This window comes from Stenotrophomonas maltophilia, assembly GCF_047497515.2.
Taxonomy (GTDB): domain Bacteria; phylum Pseudomonadota; class Gammaproteobacteria; order Xanthomonadales; family Xanthomonadaceae; genus Stenotrophomonas.
On sequence record NZ_JAXAXL020000002.1, the window covers coordinates 627,548 to 648,947 of the forward strand.

The window sequence follows — 21,400 nt, forward strand, 5'->3', positions numbered from 1 at the left end:
GCAGCGCCAATGACATCGGCATGACGTGGCTGCGCAACGACGATGGCACTGTGTGGCCGGTCACGGCCTTCGGGTATGCTCGCCGCTTCAATGGAGCTGAGGTGCTGGCGATGCGGAAGCGGTCGAAGATCTGGCTGGGGAGCGCAGCACTGGTGCTGCTGGCAGGGTGCAACCGGGCGCCTTCAGGCGAGCAGGCGGGCGCACAGCCGCCGCCCGCGGCCGGTGACAACGTCGCACGCGAGGCAGCGCCGCCGGCGTCCTCCACTGCCGCCGATGGCGCCGCACTCAGCGACCGCGATGGCAAGCCGGTGCCGCTGGTGCCGTTCGACACCGGCAGCGTGCCGCTGAGCACTGCCGCGCTGGGCGAACTGCCGTTCTTCAGCCTGCCGCAGGGCTATGCGCCGCAGAACGCGCCGCACCCGCGCGCGTGGGCACGTTTTCCGTTCCGCATGGGCGAGGGCGTGCATTGGGTGGAAGGCCCGAGTTGGTCGGCACGCATCGTGGCCGACAGTGAAGCGGCACCCGACAAGGCGTTCTCCGCACTGGAAGTGCAGCGCAACGTCGACGGTGTGATCACGGCCGCCGGTGGGCGCAAGGTGTTTGAAGGCACACTGCTGCGCGATATCTACTATGGCCCGCAGCTGGAAGGCGAGATCGGTGGCGGCTTCATCGATGCGGTGAACGGCGAACAGGACGCGCCCACCACGGTCTACGTGCTGCGCCAGGCCAACCGCACCGTGTGGGTGCAGCTGGCAGTGGACAGCAACGGCGCTGGCCTGGTGGTCGTGGATGAAGTGCCGTTCAAGGCCACCGCGCAGTGGTCGGACAACTTCCCGCACCTGTCCCTGCCGGCCGGTTATGGCGACCGCAACAAGGCCAAGCAACGTGATTTCGATGCGTTCCCGTTCTGGACCGGCGATCGCTTCGAGCAGGTCGAGGGTCGTACCTTCGCCGTCGATTTCGACAAGGGTGAGCGCGAGTACTCAATGCAGGAAGTGCGCCGCAACCTTGAAGCGATGATGGCCCAGGTCAACGGCACCCAGGTGTTCGAGGGGCGCATCCCGCGTGAGGCAGCCGAAGGGGTTCCGAAGTCGGTGCAGTCGGCCTACAGCGAAGCCGCCAGCTACAACTGGAACAACTACGACAGCGTGGTTTACCGCGTCGATCTGGCCGATGGCCGCCAGGTGTGGGTACACGCGCGGCTGGAATACCTCAGTGCCGGCTGGGTGGTGGCCGAGCGCAAGGGCTTCACCCATACGGCGGCGCTGCTGCCGGCCGATGCGCTGAAGAAGAAGCTGGACAGCGACGGTCGGGTGGCGATCCAGGTCAACTTTGCCACCGACAAAGCGCAGATCCTTCCGGCCTCCGAACCGCAGCTGGCGCAGGTGCTGCAGCTCCTGCAGGGTGATCCTGCGTTGAAGCTGTCGATTGAAGGCCACACCGACAACAGCGGCGCCGTGGCGCATAACCGCAGCCTGTCGGAGGATCGCGCACGGTCGGTGGTGGCCGCGCTGACCGCCAAGGGCATCGCCGCCGATCGCCTGCAGGCGGCCGGCTTCGGTGCCGACAAGCCGGTGGCCGACAACGGCAGCGAGGAAGGCAAGGCACGCAATCGCCGCGTGGAGCTGGTCAAACGCTGACCGGCAGCCTGCTCAATACCGCGCGTCCTTGGGCTTGGGATCGCGCGGCCAGTCCTTGCTCTTGTTGGCGAAGTCCGGCCGCGGCTGGTTGATGAAGTAGCTGGCGATGTCCACTGCATCCTGGTCGGGCATCACCTGCTGCCCCAGCGGCGGCTCCCGGGTTACCGCCGGTGGCATGTTGTGCTTGACGAAGCCGGCGGCCTTGTACAGCCGGGCCATGCCAGCGCCGATGTTGAAACTGTGCTCACCCCACAGCGGCGGGAAGGCGATGTCACCGCTGGCATCACGGCGGCCCTCGCCGTTGTCGCCATGGCAGGCCGCACACTGAGCGGCGTACAGCGCCTGGCCGCGGATCGGGTCCGGGGTCAGCGTGCTGTCGATCGGCCCTTCACTGGGCGCAGCCACGCGGGCGCCCTCGGGCACCGGACTGCTCAGCCATGCCATGTAGTCGAGCATCGCGCGCATCTGCGGCGCGTCCTTCGGTAGCGGCTTGCCGTTCATCGAACGCTGCAGGCAGCCGTTGATGCGCTCGGTCAGCCCGATCACCTTGCCCGGGCGCGGCATGTAGCGCGGATAGGCACCGCCACCGGTATTGAAGTAGTGGTTGCCGAAGGGCCGCTTGCCCTCGGCCATGTGGCACGAGTTGCAGTTCAGATCGTTGCCGACATTGTCCGGCAACAGCCGTGCGGTCTCGTTGAGAAGGCGGCGGCCGAGCATCACCGACTCGGCGTTGCCGAGCGCGGCGATCTCTTCGGCGCTGGGCGGCTGGTAATGCCCGACCACCTTGCCCTGCGCATCGAGCATGTCGAACGTTCTGGCCGTGGCGGCATCCAGATCCGGGTACAGATGGCGGTAGGCGAGGGTGCCGGCACCGGCCAGTACCAGGGCGGTGATCGCACTGCCGAACAGCAGGCGGGAATGCTTGCGCGAGCGCTTCATCGTGCGGGCTCCTGCGGAACGTAGTGCACCTGCTTGTCGCGCACCACCCGGCGCATGCGTGCCACGTCGACCTCGCGTACCGCGCTGGCCTGGTTGCCCCAGCTGCTGCGGATGAAGGTCAGAATCTGTGCCAGCTGCGCGTTCGGCAGCTGCTCGAAGCCCGGCATGGTGAACGCCATGCGGTCATGCGGGGTGTGCGGCGTGCGACCGCCGATCAGGGTCACCTGCACCAGCGAGCTCGGATCATCGGCGAACACGATCGAGTTGCCGGCCAGCGCGGGGTACACGCGCGGCATGCCGCGGCCATCGGCGCGGTGGCAGGCCTGGCAGTGCTCGGCATAGGCCAGCGAACCGGCCACGTGGTAGTCGCCATTGCGCAGCGCTGCGGTGGTGGTGTCGGCACCGGCCGACCCCTGTGCGCTGCGGCCCTCGCGCGCCGGCAGCTGCTTCAGATAGCGCGCCATCGCCAGCAGGTCGGCGTCGGACAGGTACTGCGTGCTGTGTTCGACCACGTCGGCCATGCCGCCGAAGGCCGCCGAGCGATCGGTGCGGCCGGTGCGCAGGAAGTCGACGATCTCACCCTCGCTCCAGCTCGCAAGGCCGGTCGACTCGTTGCGCAGATTCTTCGCATACCAGCCTTCCAGCACCGAGCCGGACAGGAACTGGCGGCCGCCATCGTCGGCCATCGCCTTTTCCTGGAACGCGAGGCCGCGTGGCGTGTGACAGGCGCCGCAGTGGGCCAGGCCTTCCACCAGTTCGGCACCGCGCTGCTGGCCGGCATCCAGCGATGGGTCCGGGCTGAAACTGCGCGGGCGTGCGAACAGCAGCTGCCACCACGCCAGCGGCCAGCGCATGTTGGCCGGCCATGGAATCGTGCTGTCGGCGTTGTCCTGCTTTACCGGCTGCACCGAACCCATGAAGTAGGCGTACAGCGCCTTGATCTCGGCGTCGCTGGCGATCACGTAGGAGGCATATGGCATCGCCGGATACAGCGGCTGGCCATCGTGGCGGATGCCGCGGCGTACAGCGCGCTCGAAGTCGGCGTAGTCGTAGCTGCCGATACCGGTTTCGGGGTCGGGCGTGATGTTGGTCGAGTAGATCGTGCCCATCGGCGTCTGCATGCCGAGGCCACCGGCGAACGGCTTGCCGCCTGGCGCGGTATGGCAGGCCGCGCAGTCGGCGGCGCGCGACAGGTATTGCCCCTGCGTGATCAGGGTTGGATCGTGGATGTCGACCTGCGCCGTCTGTCGCGGTGCGGCCCAGTAGGGCGTGGTGCGGGCGATGCCGTAGGCGGCGGCCACTGTGGCGGCCAGGGCAATGGCGAGCTTGAGCGAGGTGCGCATGGCGGCACTGTGTTCAATCCGGCGGGCGCGTTCATTGATCCGGATCAATGACTGAACGGATACAGCTTGTGCACCAAGCTGAATCGTTCCTGCGTTGTCATCAAGCCGTCATCCGCGCGCGATAGATGCCCGGGCGATTGAGGCGTTAACGTCCCAGCCTGTCTGATTTGCCCCTATCACGTGATATGAAGCGCCTGCTGCTGCTGTTGCTGGCGTGCGCCGGCCTGTGGCTGGCTGCATGCTCTTCTTCGATGAATGCCGCGTCCACCTCGCTCGCCGACAGGCTGATTGCGCCAGGTGGCGTGTCGACCCTGCTTGATCGCCCGCGCATCGCCGCGGCCATCGCCGAACTGCCCAACCGCCATGGCTTCGCACCGGGCCGCGATGGCGTGCCGATCTTCTGGCGCGTGTTCGATGCCGGTGACTATGGCGCGCGCTACCACTACCTGCCGCAGCGCCACGAAAACGGCCTGCCGCTGGATACCGGATTGAGCCTGGCCGTGCCGCAGCCGTTCCGCGCGCAGGCGCCGCGCGGCACCGTGGTGCTGCTGCACGGCTGGATGATGAACGGCGATTCGATGCTGCCGTGGTCGCTGCAGCTGGCCGAATCCGGCTATCGCGTGGTCACCCTCGATCTGCGCAACCACGGCCAGTCCGGCACCGGCCCGTCCGGCTATGGCACCTATGAATCCGATGACGTCGTCGATGTGATCAGCGAACTGCGCGCGCGCGGTGAAGTGACCGGCCCGCTGTACCTGTTCGGAGTCTCCTATGGCGCCGCCACCGCGGTGTTTACCGCCGACAAGCTGGGTGACCAGGTGGCTGGCGTGGTGGCGATGGAGTCGTTCGCCAATGCCGGCGTGGCGATCCGCACGATGATCCCGCACCTGATGGGGTTGCAGCCGGAAGGCCTGAAGGCGCAGGCAGTGGCGTCGTACGCGCGCTGGCGCTACGGCGGCCAGGACATCAACCAGGTGATTGCCGCCGCCAGCCGCCGCATCGATGTCGATCTGGACCGCGTGGACGTGGCACGCGCACTGGCCGATACCCGCGCCTGCGTGCTGCTGCTGCATGGGCAGGGCGACCAGCACATTCCGGTCAGCCAAGGCCGCGAGCTGGCCCTGGCCAATCCGCGCGCGCACTACATCGAGATGCGCGGCGAGGACCACATCACCCTGCCACTGCGGCTGGACCTGCTGGCCGGCGTGGTCGACGACTGGATGGCGCGCGACGAGCACCACCCGAAGAGCGCGTGCCCGGCCCCGCAGCTGCCGGCGCAGGCCGAGTGGCTGGTGCACGACGCTGCTGATATGCCGGTGAAGGCCCCGACGCGCGGTTGAACAAAAGGGGACGGAAGGGATTAAGTCGTTTGCAGCACACCCGAGGCAGATACGACTTAAACCCCTCCGTCCCCTTTTTCTGTCAGGGTAGGCGGCGTGCCAGTGAGCGTGCGGACGCGGCCACGCCGAGCAGCAACGCGGCCACGCACAGGAAGGCAAAGCCGAGGCTGGTGACATGTGCGAGCGCGCCGATCGCGGCCGGCCCGGCCAGGATGCCGGCGTAGCCCAGCGTGGTCACCGCGGTGATGGCGATGCTCTCCGGCATCACCCGTTGCTGGCCGGCCATCGAGAACAGCGCCGGCACGATGTTGGCGCAGCCCAGCCCGACCAGTACGTAGCCGGCCAGCGCCACCGGGAACGACGGTACCAGCGTGGCCAGGCCGAAACCGGCCGCGGCAGTGATGCCACCGATGACGATCGTGCGGGTGCGCCCGAGGCGCTCGACGATGCCATCACCGAACAGCCGCATCGCCGTCATCGCCAGCGTGAACACCGCGAAGCCTGCACCGGCCTGGTCACGCGGCACCAGCCGCACGTCGGCCAGGAACACCGCGCTCCAGTCGAGCATCGAGCCCTCGCCAAGGAACACCACGAACGCCAGTACGCCGATGAACAGCACCACGCCATGCGGCAGCGCCAGCAGAGGGCCTTCGTGCAGGATGCGCTGCGGGCGCCAGTGCGGGGCCGACAGGACTGCGACCAGCAGCAGTGCGGCAACCGAAACCAGCGCCGCCAGCCACAGTGGTGTGCCCAGGATCAGCAGGCCGGTCATGCAGCCGGCACCGACGAAGCCGCCGATGCTGTAGAAGGCGTGGAAGCCGGACATCATCGCGCGCCCGGCGTCGCGCTCGACCGCCACCGCCTGCATGTTCATCGCACAGTCCAGGGCCCCTACGCCGGCGCCGAACACGAACAGCGCCGCGCCCAGCGCCACCGGTGAGGAGGCGAGTACCAGCAGGGGCAGCGCGCACAACATCATCGCGCAGGTGATCACCATCACCCGGCGGCAGCCCAGTCGCCCGGTCAGTGCACCTGCCAGCGGCATCGCCAGCAGCGAGCCGAGGCCGAGGCACAGCAGCACCGCGCCAAGGCTGGCGTCGGACAGCCCGGCCTTGGCCTTGGCGTAGGGCACCATCGGCGCCCACGCGGCGGTGGCGAACCCGGGGATGAAGAAGGCGGCACGGGTAGCGTGCTGCTGGGCAAGCGGGGATGAAGGCGTCATGCGCGGGCGGGATCTCCAGAGAATGCGTTTATGAAAACGTTTGCAGCCGGGGTCGGCAAGTGCCATGCATGACATTGGACGACGCATACGATTGCAGTGAGCTGATTGCGTCACCCGTGGTTAACGCCGCCCACGGACAGTGGCGGCACGGTCGGCATTCCGCCGGCCGCCGCCGGAGATCCGTACATGAGCACGACACCGACCATCCTCCTCGTCCATGGATTCTGGGGCGGGGCCGCACACTGGGCCAAGGTGATCCTGGAGCTGCATCGCAACGGCCATGACCGCGTGCAGGCGGTGGAACTGCCTCTCACCTCGCTGGCCGACGATGCAGGACGCACCCAGAAGATGATCCGGCAGATCGACGGGCCGGTGCTGCTGGTCGGCCATTCCTACGGCGGCGCAGTGATCAGCCAGGCCGGCAACGAGGCCAACGTAAAGGGGCTGGTCTATATCGCGGCCTTTGCCCCCGATGCCGGTGAGAGCCCGGGTGGCATCACCCAGCAGCATCTGCCCGAAGCCGCGCCGAACCTGGCACCGGACAGCGATGGCTATCTGTGGCTGCGCGCGGACAAATTCCATGAGAGTTTCTGCCAGGACCTGAGCGCCGACGAAGGCCGGGTGATGGCAGTGACCCAGAAGGCGCCGCTGGCCAGCACCTTCGGCGATGTGGTCAGCGACCCGGCGTGGAAGCACCGGCCCAGCTGGTACCAGTTGTCCCGCCATGACCGCATGATCGCGCCGGAGAACCAGAAAGCCATGGCCACCCGCATGCAGCCCAAGCGACTGCTGGAGCTGGATGCCAGCCATGCGTCGTTGGCCTCGAAACCCGTCGAGGTGACTGCGCTGATCCTGGAGGCCTGCGCCGCCATCGGCGGTTGATCCCAGGTCATCGCGACGCACGACAGCGCATCGCACGACAGCCGGGGCGCGGGGGAGTACACTCCTGCGCCTGCGGCCATCCGGCCGAAGCCCCATCCCCTCCAGCCGTCGCCAGAGGATCCCACCCGATCGTGGAGGTCCCGCCGTGCTGTCCGTGCCCGTTGCCCGTATCCCATCTTCGCTGTTGCGCCGCTGCCCGCTGCCGCAGGCGCTCGCACAGAGCCTGCTGATCGCTGCACTGGCCGGCAGCGGCAGCGCCGCCGCACAGTCCACCGATGACGGCGACAAGGCCACGCGGTCGCCCGCCTCGCAGACCCTGCAGACCGTGCAGGTCACCGCCAACCAGCTGGGTACCATCACTGAAGGCAGCGGCGCCTACACACCGGGCACCATCGCCACCGCCACCCGCCTGGTGCTGACCCCGCGGCAGACACCGCAGACCATCAGCGTGATCACCCGCGCCGAGATGGATGACTTTGGCCTGCACGGCATCGATGACGTGATGCGGGTGACGCCGGGCATCAGCATCGTCACCTACGACAGCGAGCGCACCGAGTACTACGCGCGCGGCTTTGCCGTGCAGAACTTCCAGTACGACGGTATTCCGATGTCGCGCGATTCGGCCTACTCCGCCGGCAACACGCTCAGCGACACCGCCATCTACGACCGCATCGAAGTGCTCAAGGGCGCTACGGGGCTGTTGACCGGCATGGGCGATCCCGGCGCGACCATCAACCTGGTGCGCAAGAAGCCGGGCAGGGAGTTCGCTGGCAACGCCTCGCTGGGTGTCGGCCGCTGGGACGACTACCGTGCCGAGCTCGATGTGGGTGGCCCATTGAGCGCCGATGGGCGTGTGCGCGGCCGCGCGGTCGGTGCGTGGCAGGACAAGCATTCCAACCTCGACCATTACCAGCGCACCAGCAAGGTCGGCTACGCAGTGCTGGAAGCCGATCTGGGCGAGCGCACGCTGCTGACCGTCGGCGGCGATGCGATGGACAGCGATCCGAAGGGTTCGACCTGGGGCGGTATTCCGCTGCTGGACAGTGCCGGCAACTTCAATGACATGCCGCGCTCGTTCAACAACGGCACCCGCTGGAGTGGCTGGCGCCAGTATGTGCGCACCGGGTTTGCCACGCTGGAGCACAGCTTCGCCAACGACTGGGTGGCCAAGCTGCAGCTCAACCACCAGGTCAACGGTTATGACGCTGCTCTGGCCGGTGCCGCGGGCGGCAATCCCGATCCGGTCACCGGCGAAGGCGTGTCGTTGTGGCTGGGCAAGTACATTGGCAGGACGGTCAGCAATGCCGCCGACTTCTACCTGAGTGGTCATTTCGGCCTGTTCGGCCGCGATCACGAACTGGTGGTGGGCGGCAGTGCCTCACGCAAGCGCTGGACCAATACCGGTTACTCGCCGCAGCCCGGCTACCCGACCGAGGTGCCGGACTACCGCGCATGGCAGGGCGACATCGCCGAGCCGGAATGGCAGCGCAGCTACGACAACAATGAAGTGACCCGCGAAAACGGCCTGTACGTGGTCGGCCGTTTCGATGTGGCCGATCCGCTGAAGCTGATCGTCGGCAGCCGCCTGGCCAGCTACCGCTCGCCACAGACCCGCGAGACCGGCGTGTTCGTGCCGTATGCCGGCGTGGTCTACGACCTCGGCGAGCACTATTCGGTGTACGCCAGCTACAGCACCATCTTCAAGCCGCACAGCGAACGCGACGAGCAGGGCAAGGCGCTGGATCCGCTGGAAGGCCGCAGCTACGAGATGGGCCTGAAGGCCGAGTTCCTCGACGGCCGCTTCAACGCCAGTGCGGCGCTGTTCCAGCTCGATCAGGACAACTTCGCCCAGCCCACCGGCGGCAAGACACCGGATGGGCAGGATGCCTATCGCGCCTTGATGGGCGTGCGGACCAAGGGCTACGAGCTTGAGATGTCGGGCCAGCTGGCGGAAGGCTGGCAGGTGCAGGGTGGGTTCTCTCACAAGATCGCACGCCAGGCCGGTGCCAAGGTGACCACGCTGGAACCGGAAAACCAGTTCAGCCTGCACACCAGCTACCGCCTGCGCGGCGACTGGAAGGGGCTGACGCTGGGCGGTGGCGCGCGCTGGCAGGATTCCACGTTCGGCGAGATCAGCAATCCGGCGACCGGTGCGCAGGTGGTGCATCGCACCCAACCGTACTGGTTGCTCGATGCGATGGCGCGTTATGAATTCAATGATCGCCTGTCGGCCACGCTCAACGTCAACAACCTGCTCGACAAGCGCTACTACACCATCTTCAGCTGGTACAGCACCTACACCTGGGGTGAGCCGCGCAATGTGCGGCTCACCTTGAACTACAGGTTCTGACAGCCGGGCGCTACACGAAAACGCCCGCGATGCGTCATGGCATCGCGGGCATTGCGGTTACAGCGGCAGGTCGAACACCAGCACTTCGGCATCGTTGCCGTTCTCCAACGTCAGCTGCGCTTCGTCGCTGACCTGCAGCGCATCACCGGCTTCAAGGGTGATGCCGTTCACCTGCAACTGGCCACGGGCCACCTGCACATAAGCGCCACGACCGTTGCCGAGCGCATGGTGCAGCTTCTGGCCACCATCAAGGAGGGTGGCGAAGATGCGGGCATCCTGGTGGATGCGCAGCGAACCGTCGGCACCGTCCGGCGAAGCGATCAGGCGCAGCTGGCCGCGCTTGCTGTCCGGCGTGAAATGGGTCTCCTCGTAGGACGGGGTGATGTTCTCCGCATCCGGGAAGATCCAGATCTGCAGGAAATGTACGGTTTCGTCGGCCGAGTGGTTGAACTCGCTGTGGCTGACACCACTGCCGGCGCTCATGCGCTGCACGTCGCCGTAGCGCAGCACCGAGCCGGTGCCCATCGAGTCCTTGTGCTCCAGCGCGCCGCCCAGCACGTAGGAGATGATCTCCATGTTGCTGTGGCTGTGGGTGCCGAAGCCCTGGCCGCCGATCACCTTGTCTTCGTTGATCACCCGCAGCGGGCCGAAGCTGACGTAGCGGGGGTCGTAGTAGTTGGCGAAGGAGAAGGTATGGCGCGAGGACAGCCAGCCATGCTCGGCCAGGCCACGGGTAGCGCTCTTGCGGATCTGCAGCATGATGGAATCTCCTTGTTCGATGGTTTCGATGGGGCGGGGTGGGGCGGTAGCCGCCGTATTTCCCCGTTGGAGAGAAGTATCCGCTTGCACCATGGGTTTGAAAAACGGATAGTTTTGACAGCCATCATCGAAAAATTCGAATGCTCAAGCTCAGCCTCGATGCCCTGCAGATCCTGGATGCCATCGACCGCCGCGGCTCGTTTGCCGGTGCCGGCAAGGCCCTGCACAAGGTGCCCTCGACCATTTCCTACACCGTGGCCAAGCTGGAAGAGGACCTGGGTGTGCAGCTGTTCGACCGGGTCGGGCCGCGCGCCGAGCCGACCGAGGCCGGCCGCGCCCTGCTGGACGAGGGCCGGCACCTGCTGCGCGCGGCCCGCGAACTGGAGCTGCGGGTGCGCCGGGTGGCATCGGGCTGGGAGACCGAGCTGACCCTGGCGGTGGATTCGGTGTTCCCGACCTGGCTGCTGGGCCCTGACATCGCTGCATTCCGTGAGGCCGAAGCGCCGACCCGGCTGCGGCTGATCGGCGAGGCACTTTCCGGCACCTGGGAGGCGCTGCTCGACAGGCGTGCCGACCTGCTGGTGGGTGCACCGGGCGAGGGGCCCAGTGGTGGCGGCTACGTGGTCGAGCCGCTGGGCACGGTGGAGTTCGTATTCGCGGTCGCACCCAATCATCCCTTGGCTGCAGTACCGGGCGTGCTCGGGCGCGAGCAGCTGGTCGAGCATTGCGCGATCGCCGTTTCTGATTCGGCGCGGCGGCTGCTACCGCGTACGGTCGGCCTGTTGATGGGGCAGGAGATGCTGACGGTGCCGGACATGGCCAGCAAGCTGAAGCTGCAGTGCGAGGGTGTCGGCTTCGGTTTTCTGCCCGAGCCGTGCGCGCGCGCGGCGGTGGCACGCGGCCAACTGGTGATCCGCGAGGTGGAGGAGCACAAGCCGGAAGAAACCTTCTGGCTGGCCTGGCGCACGGGTGAGGATGGTGCGGCACTGCGCTGGTGGCGAGAGCGCCTGCGCAGGCCGGAGCTGCTGTCGCAGTGGTGGCAGGCCATGGCCAGGGGGTAGGTGTCGGCCCTGGTCGACACGGTAGATCCACGCCATGCGTGGATGAATCCCCACCGGAATCGAATATTTCAAAAATTGATTGAAGAGCATCCACGCATGGCGTGGATCTACCCGATCGCGGTGCCGAAAAACACGCATAAAAAAACAGCAGGCCGAGGCCTGCTGTTTCGGTGTAATGGTGCGCCCGGAGAGATTCGAACTCCCGACCGCCTGGTTCGTAGCCAGGTACTCTATCCAACTGAGCTACGGGCGCCAATTACATAAACTTGTTGTGCTGACTGTGTATGGTGCGCCCGGAGAGATTCGAACTCCCGACCGCCTGGTTCGTAGCCAGGTACTCTATCCAACTGAGCTACGGGCGCGCGGTACACAATCAAATTTTAAAGCATTTCCAGCGGCGGATGCTGAAAACCTGTCGAGTGGTGCGCCCGGAGAGATTCGAACTCCCGACCGCCTGGTTCGTAGCCAGGTACTCTATCCAACTGAGCTACGGGCGCCCTGCGACAGGAGCGGAATTATGCGGAAGTCGGCGCGCACCGTCAACAGTTTTGTGAAAATTTTCATCGAACTGAATGAAAAACCGCTCCGCTACCGCCTCCGGCGCCTTCAGCCATGCGAAATGGTCGGCGCGCGTGCCCAGCTGCTGCGCAGAAAGCACGGCTAGCTGCGCGTCCACGTTCGGCAGCTTCGCCAGCAGCGTCTGCATCGAGCCGGTCGGAGCCAGCCAGTCGTGTTCCATCACCACCGCCTGTGCGCTGCCGTGCACGCGCGCCATCTGCGCATCCAGGTCTTCATCCATGCCGGCAGCGGCATAGTGGTTGTTCAGGCCGACACGCGCCCAATCGGCGATCAGTCCACGTGCTTCGGTGCCACCAAAGCCGAGGCGTCGGCCATGCAACACGCCCTGGCGTTGCGCGATCCACGGCAGGAAGCGGTACACCAGCGGCAGCAGCCAGCCACGTGGCGGCGGAAAGCCGCGCCAGAACGGTGAACCGCTGGCCGCCAGCCATAGCCGGTTGAAATGCTGCGGGTTGCGGCCGGCATGCACGCAGGCCAGCTGCCCGCCGAGGCTGTGGCCACCGATGATCCACGGCAGGGGGCCAGCTTCGTCATCCGCTGTAGCCAATACGGCCTGGCTGCCCGGCAGATCCTGTTCCAGTATTTCGCGATAGCCCCAATCCTGCGTGCTGGACGGGCGCAGTGAACTGCTGCCGTTGCCGCGCCACTCATGCAGGTACACCGCCACGCCTTTCGCGGCCAGCGCCTGTGCCAACGGCAGGTAATGGCGCGCGGCCACGCCCAGGGCCGGCAGCCACAGGAGGCGTGCGATCGGCTGTGCGGGCACGCAGGCGATCACTTCATAGCGGTGGCCATCGTCGCACTGCACGGCAACGGTGCCTGGTGTCAGCGTCATGCGTGCGGCGCCGCGCCGAAATGGTCGAGCACCAGCACCTCGCTGCGGCCAGGCGCATAGCCTTGCTGCAGCCCGCGTGCAACGTAGTCGATGCCGGCTTCGCAGGCGTTGGCCAGGCTCAGGCCGTTGCATAGCTGCGCGGCAATGGCCGAGGCCAGCGTGCAGCCGGTGCCGTGCGCATCCAGCGGCAGGCGGGCGTGGATGAATTCTTCGCTGCTGACACCATCGAAGTAGCGGTCGATCACGCGAGTGCCTTCAAGCAGATGTCCGCCCTTCAGCAGCACGGCGCCGGCGCCGAGGTCGAGCAGGGCGCTGGCGGCCAGTTCGGCGTCATCGCCGTTGCGGATCTTCCGCCCCACCAGCAGTTCCGCCTCTGGTGTGTTCGGGGTGATCAGCGTGGCCAGCGGGATCAGGCGCTCGCGCATGGCCTGTAGAGCGCTGTCTTCCAGCAGGCGTGCGCCGCTGGTGGCGACCATCACCGGGTCCAGCACCACATGCGGCGGGCGATGGCGCTGCAGTGCGTCGGCAACGACGTTGATCACCTCCGCGTTGGCCAGCATGCCGAGCTTCACCGCGTGGATATCGAAGTCGTCGAAGCAGGCCTCCAGCTGCGCACGCAGGAAGTCGATCGGCGGCACGTGCACGGCGGTCACGCCGCGGGTGTTCTGTGCGGTCAGCGCGGCGATCGCTGAGAGGCCATGCACGCGATGTGCAGCGAAGGCTTTCAGGTCGGCCTGGATACCGGCGCCACCGCCGGAGTCGGAGCCGGCGATGGTGAGGGCGGATACGGGAGTGGTCGGGCTCATCCAGCGATTGTGCCGTGGTCCCGCTGGGGAAGGTAGATCCACGCCATGCGTGGATGTCCTTGACTCAACGCCGCCACCGCGCCCACTGCTGGTACAGCACATAACCCAGCCCGGTCAGGCCGGTCAGCAGGGCGGGGGCGAGCAGGGCGTCGTACTGCCAGCGCACGAACAGCCACGCGCCGATGACGCCGCCAGCGAGGAAGCCGCTGATGATCAGCCCGCTGAGGGTCAGGCGCCGCACCTGTAGCGGCAGCCCACGCAGCAGGTGGCCCAGGCCGATGCCGAGGTCGGTGAACATGCCGCTGAGGTGGGTGGTGCGCACCACCGCGCCGCTGAAGGTGGTGGCCATCGCATTCTGCAGGCCGCAGGCCATGGCGGCGGCCAGTGCGCCCCAGATCTGGTGCTGTTCAAACAGCGGAATGGCCACCAGCAACAGCGCCGATTCCAGCGCCAGTGCAACGCCGTAACGGCGCCCCAGCTGCAGGGCGCTGTCCTGGATCAGCAGGCCGCTGAGCATCGCGCCCAGCGAGAAGGCGATCAGCAGCCCCCACAGGTGCCCGACCGCACGCCAGTCACCCTGCGCCAGTGCCATGCCCAGCTGGCTGGTGCTGCCGGTCATGTGGCTGACCGCCTGGTGTTCGAACCCCAGGAAGCCGACCACGTTGACCATGCCGGCCACGCACGAGAGCGCGACCGCACCGATCCAGACCCAGGTGGGCAGGCGTATTCCCATCGGCGGTGCCGCTCAGGGCCCGCCGAGGCCGCCGTTGAACTGCAGCTCGCTGAAGGTATTGCTGGACGGATCGAACACCGCACCCCAGAACTGCGCGCCGCCGTCGCAGACGCGGATCGCTTCGCGGGCCGGGTTGATGCCGCTGTCATCCGGCAGGTGGAAGGCGTTGATGTAGATCAGCCGCTTGCCGGCACTTTCGATGCCGACATACTGGCGATCGAAGTCCAGCACCTTCGGCACCTGCGCCTCCAGCGAGGACAGCTTCGCTTCCAGCTGGTCGACCTGCTGCCGGCTGGGCGCCCAGTAGCCGCTGACCCGCCCGGCCTCGCGGCCGGGGCTGGGTCGGGAGCAGGTGTCGAGCACCTGCGCAGCGATGATCGGGCGGGTGACCACCCAGGACTGTCCGGTACGCTCGGTGGTCGGCACGCTGGCCGGGCCGCGCGTGGTGGTGCAGGCACCCAGCGCGGCTGCGAGGGCGATCGCAGCCGTGGGCAGCAGCAGGCGGGTGCAGCGGCTCACAACACCTCCGAAGCGTAATCGGCCAGGCGCGAACGCTCGCCACGGCGCAGGGTGATATGCGCACTATGCGGCCAGTTCTTGAAGCGGTCCACCGCGTAGGTCAGGCCCGAGGTGGTCTCGGTCAGGTACGGGGTATCGATCTGCTCGACGTTGCCCAGGCAGACGATCTTGGTGCCGGGGCCGGCACGGGTGATCAGCGTCTTCATCTGCTTCGGGGTGAGGTTCTGCGCCTCGTCCAGGATCAGGTAGCGCGACAGGAAGGTGCGGCCGCGCATGAAGTTCATCGAGCGGATCTTGATGCGGCTGGCGAGCAGGTCGTTGGTGGCCTGGCGGCCCCAGGTGCCGCCTTCCTGGTTGTGCGTCAGCACTTCCAGGTTGTCGGTCAGCGCGCCCATCCACGGCGTCATCTTCTCTTCCTCGGTGCCGGGCAGGAAGCCGATGTCCTCGCCGACGCTGACCGTGGCGCGGGTCATGATGATCTCGCGGTAGCGTTGCTGGTCCATGGTCTGCGCCAGGCCGGCGGCCAGTGCCAGCAGGGTCTTGCCGGTGCCGGCGGTGCCGAGCAGGGTGACGAAGTCGATCTCCGGGTCCATCAGCGCGTTGAGGGCGAAGTTCTGCTCGCGGTTGCGTGCGCTGATGCCCCACACGGCATGGCTGCCGTGGCGGAAATCGTCGACCAGCGACAGCACCACCTTGCCGTCGCCGACCACGCGGCTGACGCGCAGCTCGACCTCATCTTCGCCGGGCAGGTAGACGTACTGGTTCGGATACCACTCCTCGTCGTCCTGGGCCTGGATTTCGTAATGGGTACGGCCCTTGTCGCTCCAGCTGCGCAGGTCTTCGCCGTGGCGCTTCCAGAAATCTTCCGGCAGTTCGGTGGCGCCGGTGTAGAGCAGGCTGAAATCGTCCAGCGCGCGATCGTTCTCGTAGTCCTCGGACACGATGCCGGCGATCGCCGCCTTGATCCGCAGGTTGATGTCCTTGGAAACGAACACCACCGGCAGGTCGGGGGTCTCTTCCTTCAGGGCCAGGATCGCGCCGAGGATGGCGTTGTCCGGGATCACCTTGCCGAAGCTCTTGCCCGCGTCGAAATGGCTGGTCTGGAAGCGCAGCTTGCCGGCGCTCTGCTTGCCGCGCAGCTGCAGCCCGTTGGGGCGCTGCAGCGGAATGCCGTCGGCCAGGTTGTCCAGGCCGGAAGCCTGCACCAGCTCGTTGAGGAAGCGGCTCACCTGGCGGGCGTTGCGGCTCGCTTCGGAGGTGCCCTTCTTGCCGTTGTCCAGCTCCTCGATCACCTGCATGGGCAGGTAAACGTCGTGCTCCTCGAATTTGAACAGCGCGGTGGGATCGTGCATCAGCACGTTGGTATCCAGCACGTAGATGCGCTTGCCTCGGGTCATCGTCGATTCCTGGTTACGGACAGGGAAAAACCATCACCGCCTGCGGCAGGGCAGGGTGATGGCAGACACAGTAGGCAGTGGGACTCACTTGGACTGGGAGGCCTTCAGTTCGGCGAGAACGGCATCGGCATGGCCGGCAACCTTGACCTTGCGCCAGGACTGCACGATGCGGCTGTCGGGGGAAATCAGGAAGGTGCTGCGCTCGATGCCACGTACCTGCTTGCCGTACATGTTCTTCATCTTGATCACGTCGAAGGCGCTGCACAGCGCTTCGTCGCCATCACTGACCAGCGGGAAGTTGAAGCCCTGCTTGGCGCAGAAGTTGTCGTGCGACTTCACCGAATCGCGGGAGACACCGAGCACGATCGCGCCGGCCTTCTTGAACTCCGGCAGCAGGGCGTTGAAGTCGATGCCCTCGGTGGTGCAGCCGGGGGTGCTGTCCTTGGGGTAGAAGTACAGCACCAGCCACTGGCCGGCGTAATCGCCGAGGCTGGCCTGGTCGCCACCGGACAGGGCCAGCGGCAGGGAGAGGATGGTGCTGTCCAGGGTGTCGCCGTTGTTCATGAGGTCCTTCTGTCGAGCCTGGGTTCTTTCTACGACAATTGCATGAAACGCCACGCGCCCGTGAGGGACGCGCGAAAAATCAGGAATTCATTCAGAACTTCATCGGGTCCATGATCGCGTCCAGGTTCAGGTGGTCGCAGAATTCAAGGAAATCGTCGCGCAGCGCGGCAATGTGCATGTTGGCCGGCACGCCGATGGTGACCTGCGCGCTGAACATCTCCGCGCCGGTCTGCATCGCGCGGTAGCGCGTGCTCTGCAGGGTCTCGATGGTGATGCCCTGGCGGTCGAAGAAATCGGCCAGCTGGAACAGGATGCCCGGCTTGTCGGCGGCGATCACTTCGACGATGTACGGCAGCAGGTTGGACTGCGCCTGCTTGGCGGCAGTGCGGTACCAGACCAGCTTCAGGCCTTCCTCGCGCTCCAGCCGGGTCAGCATCGCTTCCAGCTTGGCCACCGAGTCCCACGAGCCGGTGGCCAGGGCAGTGACCGAGACATCGCGGCCGACCGTGGCCAGGCGTGCGTCCACCAGATTGCAGCCACTGTCGGCGATGCGGCGGGTGACGGACAGCAGGGGGGACTCCGGATGCGTCGTATAGGCGTTGATCAGGAGGTGGTTTTCGCTCGGCGCGGGGCGCGGGGTGGTGTCGGTCAAGGCGATTCCGGGTAATGCATGCGTTAGTCTGAATGCCCGCCAGAGGCGGGGATCCACCGGTGTCCAGCATACTTGCCCGTGCTTTCGCGCCGCAAGTAACATTCAGGTCGCCCCCGGCCTTTCGTGGCGGGCGTTTTCCCTTTCCAGCCAAGAGCAGCACGTCCTTGTCCCTTTCCGGCCTCATCACCGCGCTGGCGACCCCGTTCCGGGCCGACGGTGCCCTCGACCCCGACGGTTGGCAGCGCCTGCTGCACCTGCAACTGGAAGGTGGCGTCCATGGCGTTGTCGTCGCCGGCTCGACCGGCGAAGCGGCCACCCTGACCGATGCGGAGTACGACCAGCTGCTGGCCAGCGCGGTCGAGCGCATCGGCGGCCGCATTCCGGTCATGGCCGGCACCGGCCTGTCCGGGACCGCCAAAACCATTGAACAGACCCGCCGTGCCGCCGCGCTGGGTGCCAGCCATGCGCTGGTGGTTACCCCGCCTTACGTGCGGCCGACCCAGGCCGGGCTGATCGCGCATTACCGCGCCATCGCCGACCAGGGCGGGCTGCCAGTGGTGCTGTACAACGTGCCCGGCCGTACCGGTTGCGACATGCAGCCGGAGACCGTGGCCGAACTGGCCAGCCATCCCAACATCGTCGGCATCAAGGAGGCGGTGGGCGACACCGGCCGGGTGCAGGCGCTGCTGGCGTTGCGCAGTCCGGCCTTCGCCGTGCTCAGCGGCGATGATGGTACGGCCGCGCGTTCGATCCGGGCCGGCATCGATGGCCTCGTCTCGGTCGGTTCCAACGTGCTGCCCGGTGCTTACCGCCGGATGTGCGAACTGGCTGCCGCGCACGATCACGAGGCCACCGAGTCGTGGGATGCGCGCCTGCAGCCGTTCCACGACTTCTGCGGTGTCGAACCCAACCCGATTCCGGTCAAGGCGCTGCTGCGCCGCATCGGTATTGGTCATGATCTGCGCCTGCCGCTGCTGCCGCTCTCGGCGTCGCATCATGCTGCCGCCGACCATCTTGCCGGCGATATCGCCGCCCTCGAAGCCCTTTCCAGCCACTGACCTTTCGTCTTGGTCTGACCCAGGAGATTCACATGCGTCAATCCGTTTCCACTGTCCGCGTACTGTCCTACGCCCTGCTTGCGGTGGCCGTCGCCGCCGGCACCACCGGTTGCTTCAAGCGTGGCGTCAAGGGCGATTACGCCCTGGCCCCGGAAATGCGCCCGCTGGAAGTGCCGCCGGACCTGAACCTGCCGGCCACCACCGGTGACACCAAGGTGCCGAGCCTGGCTTCGGCGACCAAGCCGGCAGCACCGGCCGCTGCGGCTCCGGCCGCGGGCAACACCGGTTTCACCATTGCCGGTGGCAAGGATGAAGCCTTCGCCAAGGTCGGCACCGCGCTGGAAGGCGTGGAAGGCGTGACCATCGCCAGCCGCGCGCAGCTGCTGGGCTCGTACGACGTGGCCTACGAAGGCAGCAACTTCCTGGTCCGCGTGGTTGCCGTCGAAGCTGGCGCGTACATCTCCGCGGTTGATCCGCGTGGCCTGCCGGCCACTGCCGAAGCGCCGGTCAAGCTGATTGCCGCGCTGAAGGCGAAGCTGGCCCAGTAAGGGTCGCCCTGGTAGGGGCCGACCTTGGTCGGCGCTTCTGTGCCAACCAAGGTTGGCACCTACCGCGTCTTGCGGTTGGCATCTGCCGAGCAACAAAAAAAGGGCGCCTATGGCGCCCTTTTCCGTTGCCGCAGCGAGCGCTTCTCAGCGCTCCAGCAGCTTCAGTTTGTCCGGCTTGCCGTCCCATTCGCCGGCATCGGCAGGCGGATCCTTGCGCACGGTCAGTACCGGCCATTCCTTCGCAAGTTCGGCGTTGAGGGCGACAAAGCCTTCCTGGCCGGCGGGGACATCGTCCTCCGGGAAGATCGCGTTGACCGGGCACTCCGGCTCGCAGAGGGTGCAGTCGATGCACTCATCCGGGTCGATCACCAGGAAGTTCGGGCCTTCGTGGAAGCAATCCACGGGGCACACTTCCACGCAATCGGTGTGTTTGCACTTGATGCAGTTTTCGGTGACGACAAAGGGCATGGGCTGGGGGTGGATCGATTCCTGAACCCGACAATTCTAGAACAGGTTGGCCCCCGGTGTCGGCGCGCAACGGAAAACGGGCGTCTGGCAGGCTCGGCTGCGCCCCCGTTGGCGGCAGGGTGGGGCCTGTGCGACGCTGCGGGACCGTCGGCCGCCGTGGGTGGCCCTTGTCCCTTCCCAGCAGGATCGTCCATGTCCCAAGCCCAGCCCGGCGCCGCCTCCCATGGCGGTGAGAACACCGCGTTCATCGTCCTGATCAGCTGCGTGGCCACCCTCGGTGGATTCCTGTTCGGTTTCGACAGTGGTGTCATCAATGGCACGGTCGACGGCCTGCGCCAGGCCTTCAACTCCAGCGAAGCGGCGCTCGGTTTCGAAGTGGCCTCGATGCTGCTCGGCTGTGCGATTGGTGCGTTCCTGGCGGGATGGCTGGGTGACCGGCTCGGCCGTCGCGGTGTGCTGATCGCGTCCGCGCTGATGTTCCTGGTCTCGGCACTGGGCGCCGGCGCGGCCCATGCGTCCTGGCTGTTCGTCGCCGCGCGCGTGCTGGGCGGCTTCGCGGTGGGCGCGGCCAGCGTGATGTCGCCGGCCTACATCGCCGAAGTCGCCTCGGCGCGCTATCGCGGCCGCCTGGCCACGGTGCAGCAGATGGCGATCATCTGTGGCCTGTTCGCCGCCTTCCTCAGCAACTACCTGCTGGCCCGTGCCGCGGGTGCCTCGACCGAGCCGCTGTGGCTGGGCCATGAAGCCTGGCGCTGGATGTTCTGGATGCAGGCCTTGCCATCGGCGCTGTTCCTGCTGCTGTTGCTGGTGATTCCGGAAAGCCCGCGCTTCCTGGTGCTGAAGGGTCGCCAGGCGCAGGCGAGGGCGGTGTTGTCGCGGCTGTACGGCGACGGCGCAGCGGCGGCCAAGCAGGCCGAGATCGAAGCCAGCCTGGCGCAGGATCAGCACAAGCCGCGTTTCAGTGATCTGCTCGACAAGGCCACTGGCCGGTTGCGCCCGATCCTCTGGGTCGGCATCGGTCTGGCCATGTTCCAGCAGCTGGTCGGCATCAACGTGGTGTTCTACTACGGGGCCGTGCTGTGGCAGGCGGTCGGCTTCTCCGAAAGCGATGCACTGCTGATCAATGTGTTGTCAGGTGCACTGAGCATCGGGGCCTGCCTGCTGACCGTGCTGCTGATCGACCGCATCGGTCGCAAGCCGCTGCTGTGGGTCGGTTCGGTCGGCATGTCGGTGGCGCTGGCGCTGATGGTGGTGGCGTTCGCCAGCGGCAGCCTGGCCGAGGGCCGCCTGCAGTTGTCCGACGGCATGGGCCGCTTGGCGCTGGTGGCGGCCAACGTCTACGTGGTGTTCTTCAACATGTCCTGGGGCCCGGTGATGTGGGTGATGCTGGGTGAGATGTTCCCCAACCAGATCCGCGGCCCGGCGCTGGCGGTGGCTGGCGCGGCGCAGTGGACCTCGAACTTCGCGATCACCGTGACCTTCCCGATGCTGCTGGCGGGCATCGGCCTGGCCGGGGCCTACGGCATCTATACGGTCGCAGCGATCCTCTCGATCGTCTTCGTCGTCCGCTACGTGCGCGAGACCAAGGGCAAGGAGCTGGAGCAGATGGAAGGCTGACGGCCGGCCTGTGTTTCAGCGCCTCCTTTCTCCGTGGGGAGGCTGCAGGCCAGCCGATCCAGGACACGCCGTAAACCCTTCCATGGCG

20 protein-coding genes and 3 tRNA genes are annotated in these 21,400 nt (G+C 66.7%); 8 read left to right on the forward strand and 15 right to left on the reverse strand.

Going from position 1 to position 21,400, the window contains the following annotated elements; translation table 11 throughout:
• The first annotated feature begins 20 nt into the window (after window positions 1–20).
• Window positions 21–1,640 carry an OmpA family protein gene (locus ACMZPQ_RS06755; protein ID WP_414485980.1) on the forward strand — a complete coding sequence of 540 codons (1,620 nt, stop codon included), beginning with the start codon at window positions 21–23 and terminating at the stop codon, window positions 1,638–1,640.
• Between the two features lie 12 nt (window positions 1,641–1,652).
• On the opposite strand, the gene ACMZPQ_RS06760 is transcribed toward ACMZPQ_RS06755, so the two are convergent.
• Both ACMZPQ_RS06760 and ACMZPQ_RS06765 read right to left on the reverse strand, forming a co-directional pair.
• The gene (locus ACMZPQ_RS06760) at window positions 1,653–2,579 is read right to left on the reverse strand and encodes a c-type cytochrome (protein WP_197580264.1); all 927 of its coding nucleotides are present in this window, start codon (window positions 2,577–2,579) and stop codon (window positions 1,653–1,655) included.
• Complete coding sequence (locus ACMZPQ_RS06765) at window positions 2,576–3,922, reverse strand: c-type cytochrome (protein WP_197580263.1); 1,347 nt, start codon at window positions 3,920–3,922, stop codon at window positions 2,576–2,578. Before ACMZPQ_RS06765 ends, ACMZPQ_RS06760 begins: the two co-directional genes overlap by 4 nt.
• A gap of 185 nt (window positions 3,923–4,107) precedes the next feature.
• On the opposite strand from ACMZPQ_RS06765, the gene ACMZPQ_RS06770 reads away from it, so the two are divergent.
• Entirely contained in the window at window positions 4,108–5,262 is a 1,155-nt protein-coding gene (locus ACMZPQ_RS06770; RefSeq protein ID WP_197580262.1) for an alpha/beta hydrolase, read from the forward strand.
• Window positions 5,263–5,344: 82 nt separating this feature from the next.
• Here the strand turns inward: ACMZPQ_RS06770 and ACMZPQ_RS06775 are convergent, their stop codons facing one another.
• A complete protein-coding gene (locus ACMZPQ_RS06775) occupies window positions 5,345–6,484 on the reverse strand; it encodes an MFS transporter (protein WP_197580261.1) in 1,140 nt (379 codons plus the stop codon).
• A gap of 186 nt (window positions 6,485–6,670) precedes the next feature.
• Between ACMZPQ_RS06775 and ACMZPQ_RS06780 the strand changes: the two genes are divergently transcribed.
• Window positions 6,671–7,366 (forward strand): alpha/beta hydrolase, encoded by a 696-nt coding sequence (locus tag ACMZPQ_RS06780; RefSeq protein WP_197580260.1) that lies wholly within the window; start codon window positions 6,671–6,673, stop codon window positions 7,364–7,366.
• Between the two features lie 145 nt (window positions 7,367–7,511).
• Window positions 7,512–9,716 carry a TonB-dependent siderophore receptor gene (locus tag ACMZPQ_RS06785; protein ID WP_197580259.1) on the forward strand — a complete coding sequence of 735 codons (2,205 nt, stop codon included), beginning with the start codon at window positions 7,512–7,514 and terminating at the stop codon, window positions 9,714–9,716.
• Window positions 9,717–9,773: 57 nt separating this feature from the next.
• Here ACMZPQ_RS06785 and ACMZPQ_RS06790 read toward each other — a convergent pair whose 3' ends face one another.
• Entirely contained in the window at window positions 9,774–10,475 is a 702-nt protein-coding gene (locus ACMZPQ_RS06790) for a pirin family protein (RefSeq protein WP_197580258.1), read from the reverse strand.
• Window positions 10,476–10,615: 140 nt separating this feature from the next.
• Between ACMZPQ_RS06790 and ACMZPQ_RS06795 the strand changes: the two genes are divergently transcribed.
• Window positions 10,616–11,536 carry a LysR substrate-binding domain-containing protein gene (locus ACMZPQ_RS06795; RefSeq protein ID WP_197580257.1) on the forward strand — a complete coding sequence of 307 codons (921 nt, stop codon included), beginning with the start codon at window positions 10,616–10,618 and terminating at the stop codon, window positions 11,534–11,536.
• 176 nt (window positions 11,537–11,712) lie between these two features.
• On the opposite strand, the gene ACMZPQ_RS06800 is transcribed toward ACMZPQ_RS06795, so the two are convergent.
• The 10 genes from ACMZPQ_RS06800 to ACMZPQ_RS06845 form a co-directional block, all read right to left on the reverse strand.
• A tRNA-Arg gene (locus ACMZPQ_RS06800) sits at window positions 11,713–11,789 on the reverse strand.
• Between the two features lie 32 nt (window positions 11,790–11,821).
• Window positions 11,822–11,898: transfer RNA gene (locus tag ACMZPQ_RS06805), tRNA-Arg, on the reverse strand.
• Window positions 11,899–11,956: 58 nt separating this feature from the next.
• Window positions 11,957–12,033 (reverse strand) — tRNA-Arg (locus tag ACMZPQ_RS06810).
• The gene (locus ACMZPQ_RS06815) at window positions 12,024–12,950 is read right to left on the reverse strand and encodes an alpha/beta hydrolase family protein (RefSeq protein WP_197580256.1); all 927 of its coding nucleotides are present in this window, start codon (window positions 12,948–12,950) and stop codon (window positions 12,024–12,026) included. The genes ACMZPQ_RS06810 and ACMZPQ_RS06815 overlap by 10 nt, the downstream gene beginning before the upstream one ends.
• On the reverse strand, window positions 12,947–13,756 hold the full coding sequence (gene thiD / locus ACMZPQ_RS06820) for a bifunctional hydroxymethylpyrimidine kinase/phosphomethylpyrimidine kinase (RefSeq protein ID WP_197580255.1): 810 nt from the start codon (window positions 13,754–13,756) through the stop codon (window positions 12,947–12,949). Before thiD ends, ACMZPQ_RS06815 begins: the two co-directional genes overlap by 4 nt.
• Window positions 13,757–13,820: 64 nt before the next feature.
• Window positions 13,821–14,489, reverse strand: coding sequence for a YoaK family protein (locus tag ACMZPQ_RS06825; protein ID WP_197580254.1), 669 nt, complete (start codon window positions 14,487–14,489; stop codon window positions 13,821–13,823).
• A gap of 12 nt (window positions 14,490–14,501) precedes the next feature.
• Window positions 14,502–15,008, reverse strand: a complete 507-nt coding sequence (locus ACMZPQ_RS06830) for a hypothetical protein (protein WP_197580253.1) — start codon at window positions 15,006–15,008, stop codon at window positions 14,502–14,504.
• A complete protein-coding gene (locus ACMZPQ_RS06835; RefSeq protein ID WP_197580252.1) occupies window positions 15,005–16,405 on the reverse strand; it encodes a PhoH family protein in 1,401 nt (466 codons plus the stop codon). Before ACMZPQ_RS06835 ends, ACMZPQ_RS06830 begins: the two co-directional genes overlap by 4 nt.
• An 84-nt stretch (window positions 16,406–16,489) precedes the next feature.
• Entirely contained in the window at window positions 16,490–16,969 is a 480-nt protein-coding gene (locus ACMZPQ_RS06840) for a redoxin domain-containing protein (RefSeq protein ID WP_197580251.1), read from the reverse strand.
• Window positions 16,970–17,060: 91 nt separating this feature from the next.
• Window positions 17,061–17,621 carry a glycine cleavage system transcriptional repressor gene (locus ACMZPQ_RS06845; protein ID WP_197580250.1) on the reverse strand — a complete coding sequence of 187 codons (561 nt, stop codon included), beginning with the start codon at window positions 17,619–17,621 and terminating at the stop codon, window positions 17,061–17,063.
• Window positions 17,622–17,785: 164 nt separating this feature from the next.
• On the opposite strand from ACMZPQ_RS06845, the gene dapA reads away from it, so the two are divergent.
• Window positions 17,786–18,679 carry a 4-hydroxy-tetrahydrodipicolinate synthase gene (dapA, locus tag ACMZPQ_RS06850; RefSeq protein ID WP_197580249.1) on the forward strand — a complete coding sequence of 298 codons (894 nt, stop codon included), beginning with the start codon at window positions 17,786–17,788 and terminating at the stop codon, window positions 18,677–18,679.
• Window positions 18,680–18,711: 32 nt separating this feature from the next.
• On the forward strand, window positions 18,712–19,227 hold the full coding sequence (locus ACMZPQ_RS06855) for a hypothetical protein (protein WP_197580248.1): 516 nt from the start codon (window positions 18,712–18,714) through the stop codon (window positions 19,225–19,227).
• Between the two features lie 144 nt (window positions 19,228–19,371).
• Here the strand turns inward: ACMZPQ_RS06855 and fdxA are convergent, their stop codons facing one another.
• On the reverse strand, window positions 19,372–19,695 hold the full coding sequence (gene fdxA / locus ACMZPQ_RS06860) for a ferredoxin FdxA (RefSeq protein WP_005409054.1): 324 nt from the start codon (window positions 19,693–19,695) through the stop codon (window positions 19,372–19,374).
• Between the two features lie 192 nt (window positions 19,696–19,887).
• On the opposite strand from fdxA, the gene ACMZPQ_RS06865 reads away from it, so the two are divergent.
• Complete coding sequence (locus ACMZPQ_RS06865) at window positions 19,888–21,312, forward strand: sugar porter family MFS transporter (protein WP_197580247.1); 1,425 nt, start codon at window positions 19,888–19,890, stop codon at window positions 21,310–21,312.
• Window positions 21,313–21,400: the final 88 nt, after the last annotated feature.